At 66.1% G+C, this 22163-nt stretch carries 23 protein-coding genes; 13 read left to right on the forward strand and 10 right to left on the reverse strand.

Annotation, left to right across the window (positions count from 1 at the left end; translation table 11 throughout):
* Positions 1–42: 42 nt before the first annotated feature.
* On the reverse strand, positions 43–1053 hold the full coding sequence (locus E5679_RS02310) for a Gfo/Idh/MocA family protein (RefSeq protein WP_171042213.1): 1011 nt from the start codon (positions 1051–1053) through the stop codon (positions 43–45).
* Positions 1054–1477: 424 nt separating this feature from the next.
* Here E5679_RS02310 and E5679_RS02315 point away from each other — a divergent pair, with 424 nt between their 5' ends.
* From E5679_RS02315 to E5679_RS02335, 5 genes are all read left to right on the forward strand, one after another.
* On the forward strand, positions 1478–2767 hold the full coding sequence (locus E5679_RS02315; protein WP_138413448.1) for an ABC transporter substrate-binding protein: 1290 nt from the start codon (positions 1478–1480) through the stop codon (positions 2765–2767).
* A gap of 61 nt (positions 2768–2828) precedes the next feature.
* Positions 2829–3827 carry a carbohydrate ABC transporter permease gene (locus E5679_RS02320; RefSeq protein WP_138413449.1) on the forward strand — a complete coding sequence of 333 codons (999 nt, stop codon included), beginning with the start codon at positions 2829–2831 and terminating at the stop codon, positions 3825–3827.
* A 2-nt stretch (positions 3828–3829) separates the two neighbouring features.
* A complete protein-coding gene (locus tag E5679_RS02325) occupies positions 3830–4765 on the forward strand; it encodes a carbohydrate ABC transporter permease (protein WP_138413450.1) in 936 nt (311 codons plus the stop codon).
* 63 nt (positions 4766–4828) lie between these two features.
* Entirely contained in the window at positions 4829–5716 is an 888-nt protein-coding gene (locus E5679_RS02330; RefSeq protein WP_138413451.1) for a diacylglycerol/lipid kinase family protein, read from the forward strand.
* 21 nt (positions 5717–5737) lie between these two features.
* Positions 5738–6208 (forward strand): GyrI-like domain-containing protein, encoded by a 471-nt coding sequence (locus tag E5679_RS02335; RefSeq protein ID WP_138413452.1) that lies wholly within the window; start codon positions 5738–5740, stop codon positions 6206–6208.
* Positions 6209–6278: 70 nt separating this feature from the next.
* On the opposite strand, the gene E5679_RS02340 is transcribed toward E5679_RS02335, so the two are convergent.
* Complete coding sequence (locus E5679_RS02340) at positions 6279–6719, reverse strand: Lrp/AsnC family transcriptional regulator (RefSeq protein ID WP_138413453.1); 441 nt, start codon at positions 6717–6719, stop codon at positions 6279–6281.
* An 80-nt stretch (positions 6720–6799) separates the two neighbouring features.
* Here E5679_RS02340 and E5679_RS02345 point away from each other — a divergent pair, with 80 nt between their 5' ends.
* From E5679_RS02345 to E5679_RS02355, 3 genes are all read left to right on the forward strand, one after another.
* Complete coding sequence (locus E5679_RS02345; RefSeq protein WP_212746895.1) at positions 6800–7516, forward strand: AzlC family ABC transporter permease; 717 nt, start codon at positions 6800–6802, stop codon at positions 7514–7516.
* On the forward strand, positions 7509–7841 hold the full coding sequence (locus E5679_RS02350; RefSeq protein WP_138413454.1) for a branched-chain amino acid transporter permease: 333 nt from the start codon (positions 7509–7511) through the stop codon (positions 7839–7841). The genes E5679_RS02345 and E5679_RS02350 overlap by 8 nt, the downstream gene beginning before the upstream one ends.
* A 90-nt stretch (positions 7842–7931) precedes the next feature.
* Positions 7932–8153, forward strand: a complete 222-nt coding sequence (locus E5679_RS02355) for a hypothetical protein (protein ID WP_138413455.1) — start codon at positions 7932–7934, stop codon at positions 8151–8153.
* A gap of 211 nt (positions 8154–8364) precedes the next feature.
* Here E5679_RS02355 and E5679_RS02360 read toward each other — a convergent pair whose 3' ends face one another.
* Both E5679_RS02360 and E5679_RS20720 read right to left on the reverse strand, forming a co-directional pair.
* A complete protein-coding gene (locus E5679_RS02360) occupies positions 8365–8562 on the reverse strand; it encodes a hypothetical protein (protein WP_138413456.1) in 198 nt (65 codons plus the stop codon).
* A 164-nt stretch (positions 8563–8726) separates the two neighbouring features.
* Positions 8727–8951: a hypothetical protein gene (locus E5679_RS20720; RefSeq protein ID WP_171042214.1), complete on the reverse strand. Its 225-nt coding sequence runs from the start codon at positions 8949–8951 to the stop codon at positions 8727–8729.
* Between the two features lie 73 nt (positions 8952–9024).
* Between E5679_RS20720 and E5679_RS02365 the strand changes: the two genes are divergently transcribed.
* Positions 9025–9483, forward strand: a complete 459-nt coding sequence (locus E5679_RS02365) for a hypothetical protein (RefSeq protein ID WP_249335887.1) — start codon at positions 9025–9027, stop codon at positions 9481–9483.
* A gap of 3 nt (positions 9484–9486) precedes the next feature.
* On the opposite strand, the gene E5679_RS02370 is transcribed toward E5679_RS02365, so the two are convergent.
* The gene (locus E5679_RS02370) at positions 9487–9684 is read right to left on the reverse strand and encodes a hypothetical protein (RefSeq protein WP_138413457.1); all 198 of its coding nucleotides are present in this window, start codon (positions 9682–9684) and stop codon (positions 9487–9489) included.
* 164 nt (positions 9685–9848) lie between these two features.
* Between E5679_RS02370 and E5679_RS02375 the strand changes: the two genes are divergently transcribed.
* The 3 genes from E5679_RS02375 (at position 9849) to E5679_RS02385 (ending at position 12275) form a co-directional block, all read left to right on the forward strand.
* The gene (locus E5679_RS02375; RefSeq protein WP_138413458.1) at positions 9849–11171 is read left to right on the forward strand and encodes a PspC domain-containing protein; all 1323 of its coding nucleotides are present in this window, start codon (positions 9849–9851) and stop codon (positions 11169–11171) included.
* Position 11172: 1 nt separating this feature from the next.
* Positions 11173–11403 carry a hypothetical protein gene (locus tag E5679_RS02380; RefSeq protein WP_138413459.1) on the forward strand — a complete coding sequence of 77 codons (231 nt, stop codon included), beginning with the start codon at positions 11173–11175 and terminating at the stop codon, positions 11401–11403.
* A 242-nt stretch (positions 11404–11645) separates the two neighbouring features.
* On the forward strand, positions 11646–12275 hold the full coding sequence (locus E5679_RS02385; protein WP_138413460.1) for a DUF2510 domain-containing protein: 630 nt from the start codon (positions 11646–11648) through the stop codon (positions 12273–12275).
* Positions 12276–12287: 12 nt separating this feature from the next.
* On the opposite strand, the gene E5679_RS02390 is transcribed toward E5679_RS02385, so the two are convergent.
* The gene (locus E5679_RS02390; RefSeq protein ID WP_249335888.1) at positions 12288–13250 is read right to left on the reverse strand and encodes an NHL repeat-containing protein; all 963 of its coding nucleotides are present in this window, start codon (positions 13248–13250) and stop codon (positions 12288–12290) included.
* A gap of 186 nt (positions 13251–13436) precedes the next feature.
* Here E5679_RS02390 and E5679_RS02395 point away from each other — a divergent pair, with 186 nt between their 5' ends.
* Positions 13437–15782, forward strand: a complete 2346-nt coding sequence (locus E5679_RS02395) for a family 78 glycoside hydrolase catalytic domain (protein WP_338055877.1) — start codon at positions 13437–13439, stop codon at positions 15780–15782.
* On the opposite strand, the gene E5679_RS02400 is transcribed toward E5679_RS02395, so the two are convergent.
* The 4 genes from E5679_RS02400 to E5679_RS02415 all read right to left on the reverse strand — a co-directional run bounded on the left by E5679_RS02400 (position 15769) and on the right by E5679_RS02415 (position 22155).
* Positions 15769–17949, reverse strand: coding sequence for a transglycosylase domain-containing protein (locus tag E5679_RS02400; RefSeq protein WP_138413462.1), 2181 nt, complete (start codon positions 17947–17949; stop codon positions 15769–15771). The two genes, E5679_RS02395 and E5679_RS02400, sit on opposite strands and share 14 nt — an antisense overlap.
* 8 nt (positions 17950–17957) lie before the next feature.
* Positions 17958–19205, reverse strand: a complete 1248-nt coding sequence (locus E5679_RS02405; protein WP_138413463.1) for an MFS transporter — start codon at positions 19203–19205, stop codon at positions 17958–17960.
* Between the two features lie 144 nt (positions 19206–19349).
* Positions 19350–19961 (reverse strand): TetR/AcrR family transcriptional regulator, encoded by a 612-nt coding sequence (locus E5679_RS02410; RefSeq protein WP_212746896.1) that lies wholly within the window; start codon positions 19959–19961, stop codon positions 19350–19352.
* Positions 19962–20043: 82 nt separating this feature from the next.
* Entirely contained in the window at positions 20044–22155 is a 2112-nt protein-coding gene (locus tag E5679_RS02415; RefSeq protein WP_138413464.1) for an MDR family MFS transporter, read from the reverse strand.
* Positions 22156–22163: the final 8 nt, after the last annotated feature.

Genomic DNA, 22163 nt, shown 5'->3' on the forward strand with positions numbered 1-22163 from the left:
TTCCTTGTTGTTCTCTTGGACGTCTTTGCGGTGGACCGCGGGTCAGTCGATCCGGACCATACGGCCGGTGCGGGCGGATTCCTCGGCGGCGAGGGCGACCCGGAGCGCCAGGACGCCGTCGCCTCCGGTGGCGGTGGGGCGGCCGCGGCCGGCAACTGCGGTGGCGAAGTGGCGGACCACGATGCTGTAAAGGTCCTCGGAGCAGTCGACGTCGACTTCGCGGGTGCCGTGGGCGTCGGTGAGGAGGATCTGGCCGGGGGCGTCCTGGGTCATGGCGTCTAGCACGGTGACGCTGGCCTCGGTCCCATGCACGGTCAGCGAGGTCCGGTTGAACGCGACGGTGAACGCGTCGTGCGTCTGGGCCAGGACCGGTCGCCCGTCGGGCCCCGCATATTCGATGACGGTCATCGCCGCATCGTGCTGGCCGCCGGTGTTCCAAGCGGCCTGCTGGACTGCGAGGGCGGTCACTGCGGTGGGCCGGCCGAGCAGGGGGTTCAGGACGGACGCGTCGTGGCAGGTGATGTCCAGCAGGACACCGCTTCCGGGGACGGAGGTACCCAGCCGCCAGCCGCGCAGGCGCTCCGGCAGCAGGACGGCGTGGTCGATCCGGACGGCGACGAGCTGGCCGATGGTGCCGGAGGCGACGAGTTCCCTGACCTTGCGGTGCAGAGGGCTGCCGGGCAGGTGGTGGTTGACCGCAAGCAGGAGGCCGGCGTCTTCGGCGGCGCGGACCATGGCCTCGGCGTCCTCGACGGTGAGGGCGAGCGGCTTCTCGCAGAGAACGTGCTTGCCGGCAGCGATGGCGGCGAGTGCCTGCTGGTAGTGGTGGTCGTTGGTGGAGGAGATGTAGACGGCGTCGATGTCGGAGGCCAGAAGATCGTCGAGGTCGGAGGTGCCGAAGGCGAGGTCATTCGCATCTGCGAAGGCGCGAGCGCGCCCTGTGTCCCCCGAGGCAACACCGACGACCTTGTGTCCCTCGCCGCGCAAGGCGCGGATCATGCGGGTCGAGGCGATGTCGCTCGCCCCGATCAGGCCCCAGGCGATGGTGTTCACGTGCTGCTCCTTCAAGCTCGATGGCGGATGGACGGGCGCCGCGAGGCGGGTCGAGGCGGGGATGCGGAGGGAGGTTTCCAAAGGGCGGGGACGGCGCCGGGGGGAGTTCCCGCGCAGGACCAATGAGGTGGTGGATCGAGACACCGCAGCGCAGGTGGCCACGGTCTCCAAGGTCACTTTTGCCACTGGTTGGTTCACCTTCCCTTCTCCGCTCAAGGTCGCTTTGGTAGATCGGTGTACTAGCGAGTGTGACGCAGGAATCGCCTAATAGCAAGGATCTGGTTCATGCCTTGCTTCGTCCTCCTTGGTCAAAGAAGCTCCTTCACATAAAGCCATTGCATCGATCTACCAAACCGGCGTAACCTAGACCACAACGCAGACAGCCGGCGCGGTCAAGCCCGGCAGAACCCAAAGGAGAGTGGTCATGCGTTCACCCCTGAAGATCACCGGTGCCGCCATAGCATCGGCAGCTCTGGTGGGCTCCCTCGCGGCATGCGCGGCCAACGAGCAGGCGAACTCGGGCGCAAGCGGCGGAAAGAGCCTCGAGATCACGTCCTGGTGGACGTCGGGCTCCGAAGCGGACGCCCTCGGCGTCCTCACGACGGCGGTAAAAGCCGCTGACGCGGGGCTCAGCGTCGACAACGCAGCAGTCTCGGGCGGAGGAGGGGCGAACGCTCGCCAGGCCCTCGCTGCCCGCCTCCAGGCCGGCAGCCCGCCCGACACCTGGCAGCTGCACCCAGCCGGGCAGCTCAAGGCCTACGTCGACGGCGGCCAGGTGGCCGATATCAGCCAGCTCTGGTCGGACAACGGCTGGGCGTCCAAGCTCCCGAAGGACGTCGCCGATGCCCAGCAGGTCAACGGCAAGTACTACACCGTCCCGATCGGCGTCCACCGCGGCAACGTCCTGTGGACCAACCCGGCGGTCCTCTCCAAGTCAGGGGTGACGATCGACCCCAAGGGCGGCGTCGATTCCCTCATCGCCGGCCTCAAGAAGGTCCAGGCCACGGGCACGACAGCGGTCTGCCTCGGCGACAAGGACGTCTTCGCCTCAGCCGAGCTGCTCGAGTCCCTCATCATGGCCCGCACGGGCGCGGACAACTGGAAGAAGCTGTTCACCAACAGCTACTCCTTCGGAGCTCCCGAGGTGAAACAGGCCCTCAACGACTACACCACCATCCTCGGCCTGGCCAACAAGGACCACTCCGCCCTCACTTGGGACGAGGCGGCAAAGAACATGGCCGACGGCAAGTGCGCAGTGAACCTGATGGGCGACTGGGCCTTCGGCGAGCTCGGCAACGCCGGCAAGCAGCCGGGCAAGGACTTCTCGTGGGTCACGTTCCCCGGCCAGGATGAGGTCTTCGACTACGTCGGCGACGGCTTCTCGATCCCCGCAGCGAACCTCAAGCACCCCGACGAGGCCAAGGCCTGGCTCAAGACGCTCATGGACCCCAAGGTGCAGACGGACTTCGCGGCCAAGAAGGGATCCATCCCGGCCCGCACCGACGCTGACATCTCCTCGCTCTCGGAGTACCAGCAGCAGGCAGCGACGGCCTTCAAGTCGGTTCCTGTGGTCTCCTCGCTCGCCCACGGCCAGGTGACGACGGCGGAGTTCGCCCAGACCTATTCCGACGCCGTGACCGCCCTGAACGGCGGCGGGAGCATCGACGCCTTCGTCTCGACGATGGTCCAGGCCCAGTCGAGCCAGCTCAAGTAGCCATCTCCACCATGGGGCGGGGCAGCGCAGGCTGTCCCGCCCCGCCCAAAGGATTCATGACATGACAGCTCCAGCAATCGACCGTGCCTGGCTGCGGCGGCGTCCGCCAGTCGCCGTTCCCCATGGCGTCAAGACCTCTCGGCGCGCGCGCCTGATCTTCGCCCCCAGCCTTCTGGTGAGCTTCCTGTTCGTCTACGTGTTCATTGGAATCACCGGCTACATCTCGCTCTCCAACTGGAAGGTCGGCACCTCGCCCGACCTGAGCCTCCGTCAGCCGTTCGGGGCGACCTACGGGGAGATCGTCGGGGAGCAGCGGTTCCAGGCCGACTACCGCAACGTCATCATCTTCACGGTGGTATTCCTCGTCCTCGCCATCGTCGGCGGACTCGTGGCGGCACTCTTCATCCATCATGTGGCGATCGGCAGGAGCCTGTTCCGAACGGTCTTCCTGCTGCCCTACGCCCTCTCCTTCATCGTCACGGGCGTGGTCTGGCGCTGGATCTTCGCCCCGTCCACCGGCATCAACGTCTTCCTCAAGGCAATCGGGATCCAGAACCCGCCCGGATGGACCACCGACCCCGGCATCGTCGGCGCGATCAACAGCATCGACATCGGCAGCCCCCTGAAGATCCAGCTCGGAATCCCCGTCGCACTCCTGCCGATCATCTTCGCCGCAGCCTGGCAGCTCGTCGGCTTCGCCATGGCCATGTACCTTGCTGGGCTCGCCTCGATACCCGAGGAGCACCTGGAGGCTGCCAGCGTGGATGGCGCCAACGCGTGGCAGCGCCTGCGTCACATCGTGCTGCCCCAGCTGTGGCCTTCGACCATCACCTGCTTCGTCCTCCTCCTGCACGTCGCGCTCAAGATCTTCGACCTCGTCGTCGCCATGTCCGGGTCAGGCCCCGGCTTCGTCACCGACGTGCCAGGCATCTACATCTACAACTACCTGACCAGCCGCTATGACAAGGCCTCCGCCATGGCGCTTATCCTGCTCGGCCTCACGCTGCTGGTCGTTGTCCCTTACCTCATGCGCGGCTACCGCCGCGAGCGAAAGGCCTAGCCATGAGCATCCAAACTGCCGATTACACCTCCAAGTCGGCCATCGGGGTGTCCCGGGTGCTGCGTTCAAAGGACGGGTCGGGATTCGGCCCGCCTGCAAGAGCCAAGCGGGCCCGACGGGCCACCCTGCCGACAACCTGGGGCGGGTGGGCGATCCTGGCAGTCTGCTGCCTGGCTACCGCCTTCATGCTCGTGCCCGTGTACGTCATCATCGCCACTGCACTCTCCGGCGGCACCAGCGCGCCGTCGTTCTTCCTCGCCTTCCCCGACAAGCCCAGCCTCGACGCGTTCAAAGGTGCGTGGCAGCAGCTCCACGGATCACTGATCAACTCCCTGCAGATCACCGTTCCCGCCGCAACCATCTCGTGCCTCATCGGCTCCCTGAACGGCTACATCCTCTCGAAGTTCCCGTTCCGGGGGTCGAACGCCCTGTTCACGATCCTGCTGGTCGGCATGTTCATCCCGTTCCAAGCCGTCATCATCCCGGTGTTCCAGTTCCTGAACATGCTCCACCTGCAGGGCAGCATCCTCGGGGTGACCATCGTGCACATCATCTACGGCATCCCCATCACGACCCTGATCTTCCGCAACTACTACGAGGGCATCCCGAGCGCGATCGTCGAAGCGGCCGCCATCGACGGCGCGGGGATCTGGAAGACCTTCACCCACGTGATGCTCCCGCTGTCGCTGCCGGGTTTCGTCGTGGCCGCGATCTTCCAGGTCACCAACATCTGGAACGACTTCCTCTTCGGCTTCATCCTCACCTCCCCGGCCGCTTGGCCGGCGACCGTGAGCCTCAACAACATGATCGGCACCACGACAGTAAACTACGCCCAGCTCATGGCGGGGGCCGTGCTCGTGGCCGCGCCCACGGTCCTCGTGTACCTGTTCCTCGGCCGGTACTTCGTCCGAGGCCTCACAGCAGGATCCGTGAAGTGACCGAGTTGTAAGCAGTCCCCTTCTGTATCCTCGTGCGGAGGGCGACCGAGCACGGGAGGGCACATGGGAGCGCTGATCGTCAACCCGGTCAAGCAGGGGGCAGAAGATGTTGTGGAGCTGTACCGCCGGCACTGTGCCGAGCGGGGCACAGATCCGCTTGTGCTGGAAACCTCGGTAGAGGATCCCGGTGGCGGCATGGCACGCCGGGCACTCGAAGAAGGCGTCGATTTCGTGGTGGTGGCCGGCGGCGACGGAACGGTCCGAGCCGTTGCGGGCGAACTCGCAGGCACTGACGTGCCGCTGGGCGTGGTGCCCGTCGGCACGGGGAACCTGCTCGCGCGGAACCTCGGTATCCCGGTCGATGCCCCCGCCGAGGCTTTCGCCGCGGCCACGTCGGCGAAGGAGCGCCGCATCGACGTCGCCTGGGCAGCGATGGACGACGGCGATGAACTCGCCTTCATCGTGATGGCCGGCATGGGCTTGGATGCAACGGTGATGGCGAACACCAACGACAATCTCAAGGCGAAGGCGGGCTGGCTCGCCTACGTCGTCTCCGCCGGGCAGAACATCATCGGCGACTCCTACAGGATGCGCGTCGAGGTGGACGGCCGCGTTGCCATGGATCGGCGTCAGCGCGGAGTCATGGTCGGAAACTGCGGGCGAATCCAAGGGAACGTCGAAGTGTTTCCGGGAGCAAAGCCTGACGACGGCATCTTGGATGTGCTCGCCGTCGCCCCTCGGGGCGTCGTCGGCTGGTTTCGGGTAGCCACAACGCTTCTGAGCCGGTTTCGGCGGCATTCCCCTCCTGAGCTCGGTCATTTCACCGGGACGAGCGTGCGGGTTGAGGCGAGCCGCCCGCACGACATCCAGATCGACGGCGATCACCTGGGCGAGGGCAAGGTCATTTCCATCCGGGTCGACAAGGGGGCGCTTGCGGTCCGGGTTCCCTGAGACGGGTCGTACAATCCCGGCATGACGGTTCCCGTCGTCGTTCACACTGTTCAGTCCCGCAAGCTGGCGGCCGTCGCGCGTGAGGCCGCTCCGCAGGAGGTCGCCTCGGCGTGGGGTCCCACACTGGGCAAGGTGTGGGAGTTGATCAGGAGTCGGCCGGGTCTGTGGGCCGGCGGCCACAACATCTTCGTGTACCACCGGGCCACGGAACCGGGCGCGCCTTTGCTCTGCGAGTTCGGCGTCGAGGTCACGCACAAGTTCGAGGCGGTGGGGGAGGTCTACGCGACCGAAACGCCGGAGGGCGAGGCGGCCCTAGCAGTTCACCACGGCCCGTACGAGCGCATGAACGAGGCCTACCTCGCGATCGACAAGTGGATGGCGAGCAACCATCGGGAGCCCGCCGGGCACTCTTGGGAGATCTACGGGGACCCGACGCCGGATCCAGAGGACACCGAGACGACGGTCGTATGCCTCTTGAAGGCGAGACGGTGAGCGTAGTCGGAAGAAAATCCCGGCATGGACACGGAGCGCTGGGTCTTGCCGGCGGACCAGCGGGCAGATCTCAGCGCCGGAGTTTCAGCAGCTTCATGGTGATACGGGAATCGACGCGGGCTATGGCGGGATCTCCCAACAGCTGCGTGGTGAGCCAGCGTTCGAAGGCTGCTGAATCGGTGACCTGGACGCGGATGAAGTAGTCGGGGAGGCCGAACATCCGGCGCAGCTCAGCGACTTCAGGCATGGCGGTCAGACGGGATTCGAAAGCCTCCACGGTGGCAAGGTCCTTCGCCACGAGATCGGCGTGGATGATGACCTCGAACCCCCGCCCGAGCGCCGTCGGGTCGACCGTCGCCGCATACCCGGTGATGACGCCTTCGGCCTCGAGGCGGCGCACTCGGCGCAAGCACGGCGCCGGGGTGAGGCCCACGCGCGAGGCCAGCTCTTGGTTGGTCAATCGACCGTCCTGCTCCAGCTGATCGATAATTGCGAGATCTAGCGAATCCATACCTTGATCCTTGCGCAAACCACGCTTAGTGGGCAACAAAGGGCAATCACATTGCAAGCGGTTAAAAATATCATTGCGATGTGAAAAGACTGATGGTCAGGGAGCCGTCCGAGCTCGCTGAGGTTGCGCAACGCACGTGGGTCATCTGGGCCGGGCTCTTCGCCTTGGGGATCGGCTTCGGCGTTCTCGTCACGGGGCACGGCTTCCCTTGGTGGCTTGCGCCCCTCATGTCGGCGACCATGTTCGCCGGATCCGTCGAGTTCATTCTCGTGGGGATGCTCGCCGCCGGTGCCCCGTTGGGTGCGGTGGCCCTGACGACCTTGCTCGTCAACTCTCGCCATCTGTTCTACGGACTCTCCTTCCCCCTCCATCTGGTCCGCGGGCGGATGCGAAAGGCCTATAGCGTCTTCGCGCTCTGCGACGAGGCCTACGCGCTCACTGCCAACAGAGACCCGAACACGCTCACGAGCGGAAGCATTCTCTGGACCCAGTTCGGACTCCACGCCTCGTGGGCCCTCGGCGCGCTCAGCGGCGGAGTTGCGGGAGCCTACCTGCTCAGCGGATTGAAGGGGATGGGGTTCGTCCTCACCGCTCTGTTCATCGTGCTCACGATGGACGCCTACCGTGAGAACCCGGACCGAATCGTCCTGGGCCTCGCGTTGGGTGCCGCGCTCGTGGCCCAGGTGGTCCTCCCGGGGTCAATGGTTCTGCTTGCGATGAGCCTCTTCGCCATCGCCCTCATCGCCCGGAGCAAGTCTGCTCGCCCAGGCCACGTCCTCGGGGACTTTCGTGCCTGACGCCGGCTACATCGCCGCCGCCCTCGCGAGCGCCGTCGCCATCACGGTGACCCTCCGCGCTATCCCGTTCGGCCTGAAAGCGCTCGTGCGGGAATCAGCGCTCGTGACGAACCTCGGGCGGTGGATGCCCCTCGGAGCGGTCGCGATTCTGGCCACCTACTGTGTGGCTCGCATCGGGGCCAGCGGTGTGCCGGGAGAGGGCCTCGGCGAGCTGGCAGGCGTCGCTGTCACGGTGGGAGCCCATATCTGGCGCCGCAACGCAGTCCTGAGCATAGTTCTCGGAGCGGTGGTGTGCTTGGTGATCGCGAACGTCCTTCCTTCATGATTCGGGTTCACTCGCCACGCGGGGGGCAATAGGGCTGCGAGGTTCCGAGCCGGAACCTCGTCCATTGCAGTCACACAGGAGGATGCCGTCATGCTGGAGAAGCTTCAGGAGATGGGTGTGAAAAGCGAATATGCGTATATGGCGGGGTTCGGGTCCATCGGTCTCTCGTTCGCCTCGTGGGCGCTCAGCCGTGTCAACCCCCGTCATGACCGGGCGCAGTCGGACCGCTGGGGGATTTTCGTAGGCCACTGGGCCCCCACCTTCTTCGCCATCGGAATCGCCTTGCGCCTGGAGGAGAAGAAGGGCCACTGAGGCGTTTGCGGGTTTCCACCTAGGGCTCCCGGATGAGGGGAGGCCTCCCGCGGAAGCGTGCTCTGGGAGAGGCGAACGCGCCTCCGGTACAGGCGAACGCACCTCTAGTACACCCGGAGGATTGCCTGGAGAGTGTTCGTGGGTGATCGTGAAGCGTCCGCCGACAAATCTGGCCGTATCATCGTCGCTTCGGGCCTTTTTCTGCTTGCGGTCAGTTCCGGCCGCTTTCGAAGTCGCTGCGCCACAGGAACCACGCAAGCCCCAGAGCCATGGTGAGTGGGAGGATCACGGGGCCGAACGCGGGCCACCACGAGAGGGCGAAGGCACCGACGGAGAGGACCACTGCGATCCGAAGGCGGATGTAAAGGCGCCGACGGACAGCAAGTCGTTGGGGTGTGGGAGCGGACATCGTTGATCCTCGTGCGTCAAGCCACGTTGTGCCACCAGCATCCTGCCGACGCGCGCGCTCCTGCAGAGCCTAAGGTCCCCTCGTCAAGACCGACGGTGACGGTCGTACAGATCGCTTCGACGGAAATCGGACTTTCGGCCCAAGTCCTAGGCGACAGCAGGGTCCTACCCTTGCCTCATGAACGCGTGGCCCCGTGGGCGTTCGTCGAAGAGGGCGCCCATCGGCGTCTCACGCACCATCCCCATCGCCCTCGGGCTTGGTCTGCTGCTCGCCCTCTCGGGCTGCTTCGGCGGCGGTTCGGCCGCGCCCTCATCGTCCGCAGCCGCAAGCTCGCCCACGCCCTCCCTGAGCGCTTCCTCGCCGAGGACATCGGCCTCCAGTTCCGCCACTTCCACACCCCCTCAGCAGTCCAGCGCACCCGGCCAGCCGAGCGCGGCGGCGAGCGCGCCGTCGTCGTCCGCTTTGTCGACGCCAAGCAGCACCGCCCCAGCTGCGGGAGGCGGGCTGCCCGAGCAGGTCGCGCAACTGGCGATCTACTACGTGGCCGTGGGCGACAACGGGGTCTCGGGACCGCTCATCGGCTGCGGCGACAGCATTGTCGCGACGGCCACCCAGCCGGTCCGCTTCACTGACCAGGTCGGTCCCGCCATCCGGACACTCCTCGACAACCACAGCAGAACCGTAGGGATGTCCGGGCTGATCAATGTCCTGTCCCAGTCCTCGCTCAGCTATCTGGGCGGCAGCTTCGATGGCACGACGATCACCATTTACCTCACCGGCCAATTCAATCTTGCGGGCGAATGCGACATTCCGCGCGCGAAGGCGCAGCTCGAATACACCGCGATGGCTGCCGCCGGGGCTTCTCGTGCAGCCGTCTATATTGACGGCAAGCCCATCGACGTGGTCCTGAGCCTCAGGTGAAACCTAAAACCGTCCGTTATCCCGCTCGTTGCGCCAGAGCACCCATGCCAGGCCAAGGGCGAAGATCAGCGGGAACACGGAGAACTTGAAGACGACTTCGCCGCCGAAGCAGACGATCGCGAACGCAACAAAGCCGAGACGCCACCAGCTGATGCGCATCCATCGGGGCGGCACGACGGTGCGCTGAGAGACCACGGGCATACGGATCCTTCCTCCTACTGCCCCTTACCCAGTCACCCTGCTCCTATGCCGAGGAGCGCCGGGCGCCTCCGTGTGCCCACGTCACTGGGGGTCTCCCGAAGCAACTCTTGAGCACAGGGCTTTGTGCCGTAGGCAGAGCAACCACGGACTCTGAGCATTGAAGCATGAGCACGGAATTCTCTCCGGGAGGGAGCGACCGTAACGCTCCCCATGCTGGCCCCTCGGGGCATTCAGACTCTGACTTCTTCGCGTGGGTCCGCGGACTCGGCATCGTCCGGGGATCGGACCGGTGGGTCGGGGGCGTGGCCTCCGGTCTTGCGCATCGTTGGAGGATAGACCCGATCCTCGTGAGGGGTCTTTTCATCATCGTGGGACTGTTCCCCGGGATCGGCGTTCTGGCCTACGGCATCCTGTGGATGATCCTGCCGGAGCCCGACGGCCGGATCCACCTCCAGGACGCTATGCACGGGCGGTGGACGAGCGGCATGACGGGGGCCCTCGTCGCGGCAATCGTGGGACTGGGCGGCGCGCCGGTCGTCTGGTTCGGCGACACGCGCTGGACCGGGCCGGTCTGGATTCTCCTGTGGGTCGGCGTTGCCTTCCTGGTCGTCTATGGGATCACCTCCTCGCGACGGATGCACAGAGCCAGGCCGGCCTCGTTCGCAGGAGCCCCGCCGGACGCTCAATCTCCGCTGGGCTCACCGTATCTGTATGATCAGTCGGCGCCCCCTTCAGATCAGTCGGCCCCTGACCGCCTGCCCCTCCCTCCGGCTGAGCCTCCCACCCCGCCGCGCGCCTCGTATGGCTATACGACCCCGCAGGTACCGCCGCGAACGCAGCCTCCTCAAGCTGGCGGGCAGCACCGGCAGAGCGTGAGCGGCTCGTTTGTGGCCGTAGTCATGGGCCTCGCGGTCTTCGTTCCGGGCGTTCTGCTGGGGCTCCAGGTTTCGGGCTTCGCCGTCATCGACCCGAGCACTGGTGTTCTGTGGGCCCTCGCGGCCGGCATCATCGCGCTGGGCATCATCATCGCGGGAATCAACGGCAGGACCTCCGGGGTCCTCTCCCTGTTCGCGGTTCTCGCGCTCGTGGCGGGCGTCATCACCCAGCCTGCCTATGACATCAGCCGCACGCCGCGGTCGGTGACCTCCTCGCCGTCGACCGTACAAGAGGCAGCTCAGGGCTACACCATCACCGCTGCGTCCGGGCTGCTCGACCTTAGGGCCCTCGACAATGCCGGCCCTCTGAGCTCCGATTCCGTGGTCCCCGTGGATGCCACCATGAGTCAGGTCCGCATTGAAATTCCCAAAGGTGTTCCGGTGCGGGTCCAAGCAGACGTGACGATGGGCAACGTGCAGTTCGGCAATCGGACGTCGGCGGGCCTGACTACGAGTGACTCCCAGACGTACAACCAAGGCAGTCCCGGGGCAACCCTCGTGGTTGCCGTGCACGCCACCATGAGCAACGTCGAGATTGATCAGGAGCAGTGAGATGAGCAGCCTTCATCCCGAGCCGTTGGGGAACCTGCAGGGACCGAGTGTTGGAACGATTGTCTGGGGAGGCATCCTGGCGATCCTCGCCGGGCTCCTCGGACTCAGCCGGCTCGGCTGGCTGGTCCTGGAGCCCCGCGTCGCGGCGGTCACGCTGCTCGTTCTGGCCGGCCTCGGGCTCCTCGTCGGGGGCTTTCTGGCATCGCTGCGGAGTCGGAACGAAAGGCTCTGACCCCTGCCGCATGAATGAGCCGAGTCGACCGCAGGCGAGCGAATTCTGCATAACCTGCGGTCGACTCGTGAGCGAACACTGTCGCGATGCCCGATTCGTGCTGCCCCACCCCATTCTGAAAAAGGGGTGTGCGACCGGCTGGGCAGCTCAATTCCGTCCTATCTCGCCCCTTCTGTAGACCGTTATGATCAGCCTGCCTGGACGTATGCATCGCTGGGCACGTGCCGTGATGGGGGATAGTGATGGAGCAGAGCAAGCCGGGGCCGGGATGGTACTCGGCCCCAGACCTTCCCGGGCAACTGCGGTGGTGGGACGGACGCGCGTGGAGTGGCTATTACCAGCCGCCTTTTTATCAGTCACCAGGCCGAGCTGCTATCGCGGAGCGGCCAAGACTTGCGCCGGAAGCTGCTGTCTATAACTGGGCGATGTGGGCCACGACGCTCCTTCCTTTCGCGGCGGGCCTTCTCGAAGTGCTGTGGTATCCGACGTTCCATTACAGGTATGTCGGTACCGGCAATCAGCGAAGCTTGGTCCCGGACACCACCTCTGTGCTGACACCCTCGTTCTTGATCGGGTTCATTCTCGTGTTCGTTGCGGCCTATGCGGCATGGGGCCTTTCGGTCTGGTTCGCCTACGTGGATTGGAAGAGGCTCGAGCGGCTCGGTGTGGTGCGCCCGTTCCATTGGGCTTGGGCTTTCCTCTCGCCGGCGGTCTACTGCATTGGGCGTTCCGTCATTGTCTTCACGGTGGCGCGTCCCAGAGGGCTTGCCCCGGTCTGGGTGTTTGCCGGCGCCACGCTCGTCACCTCGATCCTTCTTGTGTGGAAGGCCGCAACAGTTTTCTCTGCCGTTTCACCGGTGATTTCTGCCTGAGCTGGCTGGTCATCACCGCCGCGCGTCGCTGAGCACGATCTCGAACGGCGTTCCCGCTCCGGTGCCGAATTGCGAATTCACGACCGCGAGGGTATTTCCTATCAGCGCAGCAGTCGACGGGGATTGGAACAGCGGGCTGGCATCAGAAGCTTCGATAGTCGCAGTTGAGAGGTCAGCAGACAGCGCGAGGCGTGTGACGCGGTTCGCGAAATTCTCCATGACCCACATCGTGTGGCCTTGGAGGACAAGACCGTCCGGCGACGTCAACAGGGTATTCGGATCGCCATTCACAAGGATGCGTGCGCTTGCGCCGGTGATGGGGTCAACGGTGTAGAGCGTGCCCAGTCCGGTGTGGTCCACGATCAGCGTCTTGCCGTTAGGGCTCGCGAGGATCCCGTTGAGATTGAACGAAGAGCTTGTGTCGGCGGCGGGTCCCGACAGGTGCAACGTTCGCACTGTTCCGAGTTGACCCTGGGGGCTCACGGGGACGAAATAGAGTTCCGCCGCGGCGGAATTGGTGAACCACGCCCCGTCATTGGTCAGCGCCACATCGTTGATGAAGGCGGGCCCGGAGGTGAGTTGGAAGGCGGCGACATTTCCTCCGGTCAGGGTGTTGTAGACGTAGGCCTGTCCGGTGGTTCCTCCGGCCACGAAGAGCAGTTGATGGGCAAGGTCCACTTTCATGCCCACCGCTTGTCGGCCTGCTGGCGCGTCAATGAAAAGCCGCGCAGTTTCAGTTCCGATATCTCCGCGGTAGATGTCTCCACTGTTGAGTTCGCCGACGTAGAAGGTCATTCCCGGCCCGGCGGCAATTCCCTCTGCTGAATTCACGGGAATGGTGAAGCTGGTATCCGACGGCGGCGTCCCCAGCGCGGCCGGCGTGCCGACGGAGAAGCCGGCCAACAGCGCCAGCCCGATGGCTGCGAGTCGGAATGGGCGGATTCGCAGGGGTGCATGAGCATGTTCGCGAAACATCGGTGCTCCCTCAGGGTGACTGTGAAGTGCGAGCCCCAGCTCATCGCGATGGCGCAGTCAGTTTAAGCAGTGAGTGCGGGCAGTGCCAGTCCTTGATCGTCGTGCAGTCGGTCGAAATGTGATACGGATCATGCTAACGTGAGACCTTCTGAATCGGTTCAATTTCGCCTTTGGGAGGACCGCATGATGTCCTGGCACGCACGCTTCATCGCGCCGGATTCCGACTTCGGCGGCTCGCCCCTTTTGCGCGCCGAGTTCCATCTCGAGGAGGGACATGGGACGGTCGAGTCCGCCGCGCTTTTCGTCTCTGCGTTCGGGGTCGTGGAGGCCTTCATCAATGGGCACCGAGCCTCCCAGGACCTGCTGACCCCGGGATGGACGGCGTACGAATGGCGAGTGCGCTACGCGGAGCTGGACGTGACCTCCTTGGTCGGTCCACCCATCGCCGGCTCCGCGACCGTACTCGGTCTCGCACTCGGCAACGGCTGGTACCGCGGCCGCCTGACGTGGTCCGGCGGATCGGGCTTCTACGGGAAGGAGCTGGCCGGTTTCGCCGAGCTTCGGGTCCGGTTCGCGGACGGGCACGAGCAGATCGTGGGAACTGACTCCACCTGGATAGCGGGACCTTCGGCAACCACCGCGAACGACCTCTACGACGGCCAGGACATCGATGCACGAAGGTACGACGACGGCTGGCTCGCTCCCGCCTTCACCTCGCCGGAGTGGGTGGGCGTCCACGAGCTCGACGACGATCTGTCCCGCCTCAAGCCCTACGTCGGGCCCGCCGTGCGCCGGATCGCGGAACTGACGCCACCGCAGGTGTGGGATGCACCGTCCGGCAAGACGCTGGTGGACTTCGGGCAGAACCTGGTCGGCTGGGTCCGCGCGAAGGTGGTTGGAAGCCGCGGGTCGGTGGTGACCCTGCGGCACGGGGAGGTTCTCGAGCACGACGAGCTGGGCACTCGACCCCTGCGCAGCGCGAAGGCCACGGATCATTTCACGCTCTCAGGCGGCGAGGACGTCTTCGAGCCGACGTTCACGTTCCACGGCTTCCGCTATGTCGAGGTGGAGGGGTGGCCCGGGGGGACCGAGGGGCTGCGCGCTTCGCTGGCAGCGGGAGGCGGCCTGACCGCCGTCGTCATCTCCTCGGACCTGCGTCGCATCGGACGCTTCGAGACGTCGAATCCGCTCCTCAATCGACTGCACGAGAACGCCGTCTGGGGCATGCGGGGGAACTTCGTGGACGTGCCCACGGACTGCCCCCAGCGCGACGAAAGGCTCGGGTGGACCGGGGACCTCTCCGCGTTCGCGCCGAGCGCGTGCTTCCTCTTCGACGTGCGGGACTTCCTTCGCGATTGGCTCCGGGATCTGGCTCTCGAGCAGGAGCACCAGGACGGCATCGTGCCGTACGTGGTTCCAGACGTCCTCAAGTATGTTCGCCGATCTTCTGGGGCCGGCACGCCGGATACGACCGCTCTGTGGAGCGACGCTTCGGTGTGGGTCCCGTGGGCTGTCTGGACGGCGTACGGAGACCCGCGCGTGCTCGAGGAGGCCTTCCCCTCGATGGCTTCCCATGCGCGTCGCGTGCGGAGCAAGCTCTCGCGAAACGGGCTATGGGACACGGGCTTCCAGTTCGGCGACTGGCTCGACCCGGACGCGCCGCCCGAGGACCCGGGTGCTGCGAAGGCGGACAAGCGCGTCGTGGCTACCCTGTGTGCCTATCGCACGGCCGATCTCGTGGCTCGGGCCGCCGCAGTTCTCGGCAATGAACAGGCCGTGGCAGAGTTCCGTGAGATGGCCGGGTCTCTGCGTTCTGCCTTCAGGGAGCACTACGTTTCGGGTGGGGTGATCGAAAGCGACTGCGCCACGGTCTACGCGCTCGCGATCGTCTTCGGCATCCTCGACCCCGAGGACCGAGAGGGCTCAGGGGACCACGAGTTCGCTGGCCGGCGCCTGGCCGAACTCGTCCGAGCCGCCGGTCATCGGATCTCCACTGGCTTCGCCGGAACCGCCTTCGTCACCGACGCCCTCACCGCGACCGGGCATCTCGACGACGCGTACCGCCTGCTGCTGCAGACCGAGTGCCCGTCCTGGCTGTATCCGGTGACGATGGGCGCGACCACGATCTGGGAGCGCTGGGACTCAATGCTTCCCGACGGGACGATCAACCCGGGGGAGATGACGAGCTTCAACCACTACGCTCTTGGAGCCGTGGTCGACTGGCTCCACCGCACCGTCGGAGGCCTGGCCCCGCTCGAGGCCGGCTACCGGCGCATCCTCGTCGCGCCTCAACCCGGAGGGAACCTGGAGTGGGCCCAGACGAGTCTCGAGACCCCGCAGGGTCTCGCCTCGGTGCGGTGGGAGCTCGACGGCGGAAAGGTGAGGATCGCCGTCGTCGTCCCTCAGGGTACTGAAGCCGTGTTGCGGCTGCCGGGCACGCCAGAAGAAGTCGTCGGGCCGGGGCACCACGAGCGCGCCGCGCCGGTGGGGCGGCACGGGGCCACTTCTCGGAGTCGGGCTACTTCGGGGTAGGGGGAGGCGGGGGGCCGATGAGCGCCGGCGGCGGCGGGTCGAACGGGCCGTGGTCGAAGAGGCCCAGCACCTTCTGCATGTAGTACGCCCACTGGGGTCCGGCAATGTACGCCCCGTCGATCACGGGCCAGAACCTGCCGTTGACCATGACGTTGCGTCCCAGATGGTCTTCGGGGTTGCCGAGCGCCTCCCCGAAGTAGGAGGCGGTTGACAGCCCCCGCGTGTAGCCGATGAGCCAGGTCTCGCTGTTGAACTGGTTGGTTCCCGTCTTGGCGGCGTCCGGGACGCCGAGGGAGATCGTATGGCCAGCGTCGTCCTTGATGTTGTAGCCGGAGCCCTTCGTGAGCACGTCCTGAAGGACGTTCGTCACGGCCTTGGCGACGTCCGGCTTGATAGCGTTCGGCTGGCATGTGGGTGCCTGGCCGCCGATCTTCTTGCCCTGCGAGTCGATGACATCGGTGATGGACATGGGCGCACAGAACGTCCCGTTGCTCGCGAAGGTCGCGTAGGCGTTCGCCATGGTCAACGGCGCGACGTTCGCTCCACCGAGCAGGTTTCCGAGGGTGGAGAGGTCGAGCTTCCGGCCGCCGCCCGCGCCGTCGTGCAGGCCCAGGCTGTCCGCCGCGCGCTGGATGTCGCAGAAGTCGTTGAGGCCCGCGGCGGTGGCGAACAGCGCGGTGTTGATCGACTGGTAGATCCCCTCGCGGACGGACATCGGGAAGTACCAGCCGGGCTCGTCGTTCTGCAGATCCGGAGCGGTTCCCAGGGCAACGGTGGCGTTGTCGTAGGCGCCGATGACCTTTCCACAGCTGTCCTTCCAAGGGAAGTTCAGCGGGTACACGCGCCGCGCCGCATCCACCACCGTGTTCGTGGTCTTCCCCTCGTTGAGCCATGCCGTGAGCGTGATCGGCTTCATCGCCGACCCCGGCTGCATGCCTCCGGCACCCCCAAGGGCATTCCCATTGGCGTCGGCCTTGTCCACGTTGAAGTTGTAGGACGTGACGAAGTCCTTGCCCTGCCCGGGCAGCATTCGGGTGTTCTGAGCCATCGCAAGGATCTTGCCGGTACCCGGTTGGACGGTGACGAGCGAGGTGCCCCACTTGTCCGGATTGGCGCCGGCGGTGGCGTCGACCTGCGCCTGAGCCGGTCCCTGGAGCCGCGGATCGAGGGTCGTCTTGATGGTGAGCCCGCCCTGCATGACCCTCTGCAGGCGGTCGTCCTGCGTTGCGCCGTACGCAGGATCATTCAGGATCTGATGAAGGACGTAATCGCAGAAGTACTGCGCCTGCCCCGCGTAGGCGCAGCCCTGCTTCGGCGGGTTCAGCTTGAGCTGAATGGGGGTGTTGACGGCTTCGTCGTGCTGCTGCCTGTTGATGTAGCCGTGCTCGAGCATGGCATCGAGCACGAGGTTGCGCCGCTGGATTGCATTGTCCGGATGAGCGGTCGGGTCGTACACGGAGGGGCCATTGACCACGCCGGCGAGGAGGGCCGCCTGTGGGAGCGTGAGGTCTTTGGCGTCGACTGAGAAGAAATACTGGCTCGCGGCCTCGATGCCGTAGGCGTTCGTATTGAAGAAGACGATATTGAGGTAGCCCTGAAGGATCTGGTCCTTCGTGTACTGCTTCTCGAGGGCGATGGAGAGCTTCATCTCGCGGAGCTTGTCGCCTACGCTCTTGTCGCCGTTCAGATAGGTCTGGGCATCGGCACCCGAAGCGATCGCGTTCTCCTTCAGCACGTTCGCCACATACTGCTGCGTCAGCGTCGACGCCCCCTGCCGTCCGCCCTGGAAGTTCGCCACCAGCGCCCGCACGATGCCCGTCGGGTCTACGCCGCCGTGCTCGTAGAAGCGGTAGTCCTCGACGGCCACGATGGCGTTCCTGATGTTGGGGGACATCTGGTCGAGCGGGACCTGCGTGCGGTTCTCGTTGAAGAGCGTGGCGATCTCGGAGCCGTCGGCGGCGAGGATCTTCGTCACCTGGCCAGGAGGGGTCACCGAGAGGTCGCTCGGCAGACTGTCGAAGAACTGCGTCGACCCCAGAGTCGCCCCGCCGGTCACGGCCGCGGCCGGCAGTACGAGACCTGCCACCAACACGCCACAGAGGACGCTGACGATCAGGAAGGCGATGAGCCGTCCGATCGCTTTCGCCGCGTCCGCGACAAAGGCCATACAGCGGATTATAGAGACCGTTGCTGACGTTCGCTCGGTCCCGGAGGGTATGCATGGCGGCGGCCGGCAAAGGTGATGACCAGCGCTGCCGCCGCGGGGATCGCGGCCGCCAGCGGCAGGAGCTGGGCGCCGATGACGCCGAGAGCAGCCCCGCCGTACCACGCGCCGAGGGCTATGCCGAGCTGGATGGTCACCACGGTCAGCCCATTCGCGGCCTCGCCGTGGTCGCGTCCAGCGCGGAGGATGGCGGCCTGGTTGTAGATGCCGAGGGCGCCCACCCCAGCTCCCCATGCTGCCGTGAGACCGAGGAGCCCCGGCCACGTGGTGGCGAGGGGCGGCATCAGACAGTAGGCGACCACGATGACGGCGATGGTCACCAGCAGGGACCGCCGCGGGAAGCGGTCTGCCGTCAGACCCGCAGCCCAGATCCCGAGGAGGCCGGCGATGCCCACCATCGACAGCGAAATGCCGGTACCGGCCTCGGGGATCCCTTCGGCCCGTACGAACAGCGCGATGTAGGTGAACAGGGCGAAGTGCGCGAACAGGAGGAGCGGCCACGCCGTGGCGACGGCTACGACTCCCGGCTGCCGGACGGCCTTGCGGATCGACGGCCTCGCCGCGGCGGCGCTGAGGGGGACCGGAGGAAGCAGCCGCATGGCAAGGACGCCCAGAACGGCGGCGACAGCGGCCAGCACCAGGAACGAGGTCCGCCAGGACATCATCCCGCCGAGCAGGGTTCCGAGCGGTGCGCCGACTGCCATCGCGATGCTATTGCCGCTGAACACCACTGCCATGCCGCGCCCCATCGCCTCAGGTGGCACGATTCTCGCGACATAAGGCGCCATGCTCGACCACAGCAGCCCGTGTGCCACGCCGCCGAGCAGGCGGGCCCCCACGGCGAACGTGAGCTGCGGACTCAGGGCGAGCAGCACATTGCTGAGGGCGAAGAGCACGACGACGGAGATCAGCAGGCGCTTCCGAGGCAGCCGCCCCGCCAGGAACTTCGAGAGGGGCACCGCCGTCACGACGATGACGACGGCGTAGGCCGCCGTGAGCGAGCCGACGGCCGATTCCTCGACACCCAGATCGTGGCTGATCTGCGGAAGGAGTCCGGCGGGCAGCAGTTCAGTCGTCACGGCCGTGAACCCTAGTGCCGCGAGGACGAGCAGTGCCGGCCACGGCATCTTCTTCCGTCGACCGGTTGCGGAGAGGCTGGCGGGCGAAGCCGGGGCGAGGGGCTGCTTCTCGGCAGCCATGGGCGGGTCCCTTCCGCAGGGCTCGCCCGCGGGCCGCCCCGCTGGTCTTTCAACGTGTTCTTCTAGACAATCACGCTGGCGTCGCATGTGCACGCCTGACGGGTGGCACTGATGGACCTAGGCACACCTGTGCTCCTCGAGGAGTCAACCGTGTGCTACGGCGCCGAGCCGGGAGACCGTGGTGCGGAGGTCGTGGGCCGTTGCCCGGCCCGGGCGCAGGGTGTACCCGCTGTCGGTGTGCAGGAACAGCGCAGCGAAGACTAGCGCCACGGCGAGCCGCGCCGTCGAACCCGACGCGTCGTCCTCTGCTGCGCCCGTTCGTTCCTCCGCCAATTGGATCACACGACGGCGGAGCCCGGACGTCCACTGGTGCAGGGCGGCAAGGAGGTCTGGCTCCGCCCGGACCAGCTCCCTGATACGCTCCACGCCGTCCTCGTCGGGGCTCGAGAGGCTCGCGATCAGCTCGCAGAGGTCGTCCACGAGCTGCCCGTCGCTCGAAAGGAACCGCTGTTCGCTCTCCTCGGGGATCGCCGTCGTCGGCAATCCCATCGCTGCCGCTGCCTTGGACGGGAAGTAATTGAAGAAGGTCCGCTCCGAGATCTCCGCCGTGGCGCAGATGTCGGCGACGGTGACGTGGGCGAGACCGCGGTCGGCAACGAGCGAATATGCGGCGTCATGGATGGCGCGCCGCGTCTGCTGCTTCTTTCGTTCGCGCAGGGAGTCGGTCTTGCCGGTGAGGAACGGCTTGGTGGTCACGCTGGATTCCTGGGCTGGTTCGAGGGTGCTGGGCTCCCGCCGTGCGGTGCTCCCGCCTTGTGGTGGGAGCCCAGCTTGGGTCCTATGGCCGGTGGACCCGGATGGTACCGGTAGCCGGGGCCGCCTGCGCGCCGGTCTCAGCGGCCGCTGCGGCGACGTATACCTCGAGGTCCTCGGCGGTCTGCTGCCTGTCCGCCTGCTCCTGAAGGGCCGAACGCTGGCGCAGCGGCGGCGTCTTGAAGAACCAGGCCAGGATGAACGCGAGGATGATGACGCCGAGGCCCACCCAGTAGATGCTCACGGCCGAGGAGTTGAAGCCCACCATGAACGGCCGGGTGAGGCGCGCGTCCGCGCCCTTGAGATACGAAGTATCCGACGTCGCGGACGACGAAGAGGAGGATCCGTTCGACTTCGCGCTGTTGAGCTGGTCGATCATGGTCGGGACGAGCTTGTCCACGACGGCGGAGCGCTGGGCCTGGTCGGAGAAATCGACGGCGAGCTTGCCGTCGACGACGGAGGCGCCCGCCTTCTGCGCGGCGACGCTGAGCGCCTGCTGCTCCGCTGCCGGCTTGGCCGCGGCCACCTGCTGATCGATGATCGACTGCGCGGCAGCCGCAGGAACGCGCCCCGCTGCCACCTGCTGTTGTACAGCGGTGGTCACCTGCTGCGTGACCGCCTGGTCAGCGGCCTGCTTGGCCGCCGTCGTCCCCTGATCCAGACTCGCCTGCATCTGGGTCTTGACCGGGGTGACGATCGGGTTCCAGAGCTGCTGCATGATCCCGGCGTTCGCCGGGCTGTTGGCCACCGACGGCGTGAGCGCCGCATCGAGGGCCGAGGTCAGGTCCGCCTTGTTCGTCATCGCCGTCGTGATGTTCAGCGGCATGACGGCGAACAGGACCGAGAGCAGCACGGCCGTGCCGAGGGTGCCGCCGATCTGGCGGAAGAACGTGGCCGAGCTCGTCGCGACGCCCATGTCCTGAGGCTGCACCGAGTTCTGCGAAGCGAGCGTGAGGGACTGCATGAGCTGCCCGAGGCCGAGGCCGATGAGGAACATGGCGATCATGAGGTACCACAGCGGCTTGTCGATGGTCATGAAGGTCAGCACCAGATATCCGCACGCCGTGGCGAACGTCCCGGTGATGGGGAAGATGCGGTACTTCCCGGTCCTGGCCACGATCTGGCCGGAGACGACCGAGGCGATCATGAGGCCGCCCACCATCGGCAGCGTCGCGAAGCCGGATTCAGTCGGGGTCAGTCCCGTGACCAGCTGGAGGTACAGCGGAAGCGTCAGCATGGCGCCGAACATGGCGAAGCCCACAAGGAAGCCGAGCACGGTGGCCATGGAGAACGTGTGCGAGTGGAACAGCCGCAGCGGGATGATCGCGTTCTCCTTCATCGCCCGCTCGATCAGGATGAACGAGACGAGCCCCACGCCGCCGATCACGTAGCAGACGATCGAGCCCGCAGAGGTCCAGCCCCACTCGCGGCCCTGTTCCGCGACGAGGAGGAGCGGGACGAGCGTGGCGATGACCGCCGTGGCGCCCCACCAGTCGATGCGCGAGGTGGAGCGGTCATGGAACTTTGGCAGGTGCAGGAACGCGAGCACCATGGCGAGCGCGATGAGCCCGATCGGCACATTCACGAGGAACACCCAGCGCCAGCCGGAGATGAACAGGATCTGGCTCGCACCGGAGAACACGCCGCCGACGAGCGGGCCCACGACTGAGGAGACCGCGAAAACCGCCAGGAAATACCCCTGGTACTTGGCGCGCTCACGCGGTGCGAGGATGTCGCCCATGATGGCGAGCGGCAACGACATGAGGGCGCCTGCTCCGATGCCCTGGAAGGCGCGGAAACCCGCGAGCATGAGCATGGACGTGGAGAACGATGAGAGCAGCGAGCCGACGATGAAGACGCCGAGGCCGAAGATGTACAGCGGGCGGCGGCCGAAGAGGTCCGACAGCTTGCCGTAGATCGGCGTCGCGATCGTCGAGGTGATGAGGTAGGCCGTGGTGACCCACGCCTGCTGGTCGAGGCCGTGGAGGTCGTCGCCTATGGTGCGGATCGCGGTGCCCACGATCGTCTGGTCGAGCGACGAGAGGAACATCCCGGCCATGAGGCCGTAGATGACAAGCTGGATCTGCCGGTGGGTCATCACCGGGCTCGCGACGGAGCCGACCGATGCGTTGGACATGGAAGGAG

Source organism: Sinomonas gamaensis (assembly GCF_005876955.1).
GTDB lineage: Bacteria > Actinomycetota > Actinomycetes > Actinomycetales > Micrococcaceae > Sinomonas > Sinomonas gamaensis.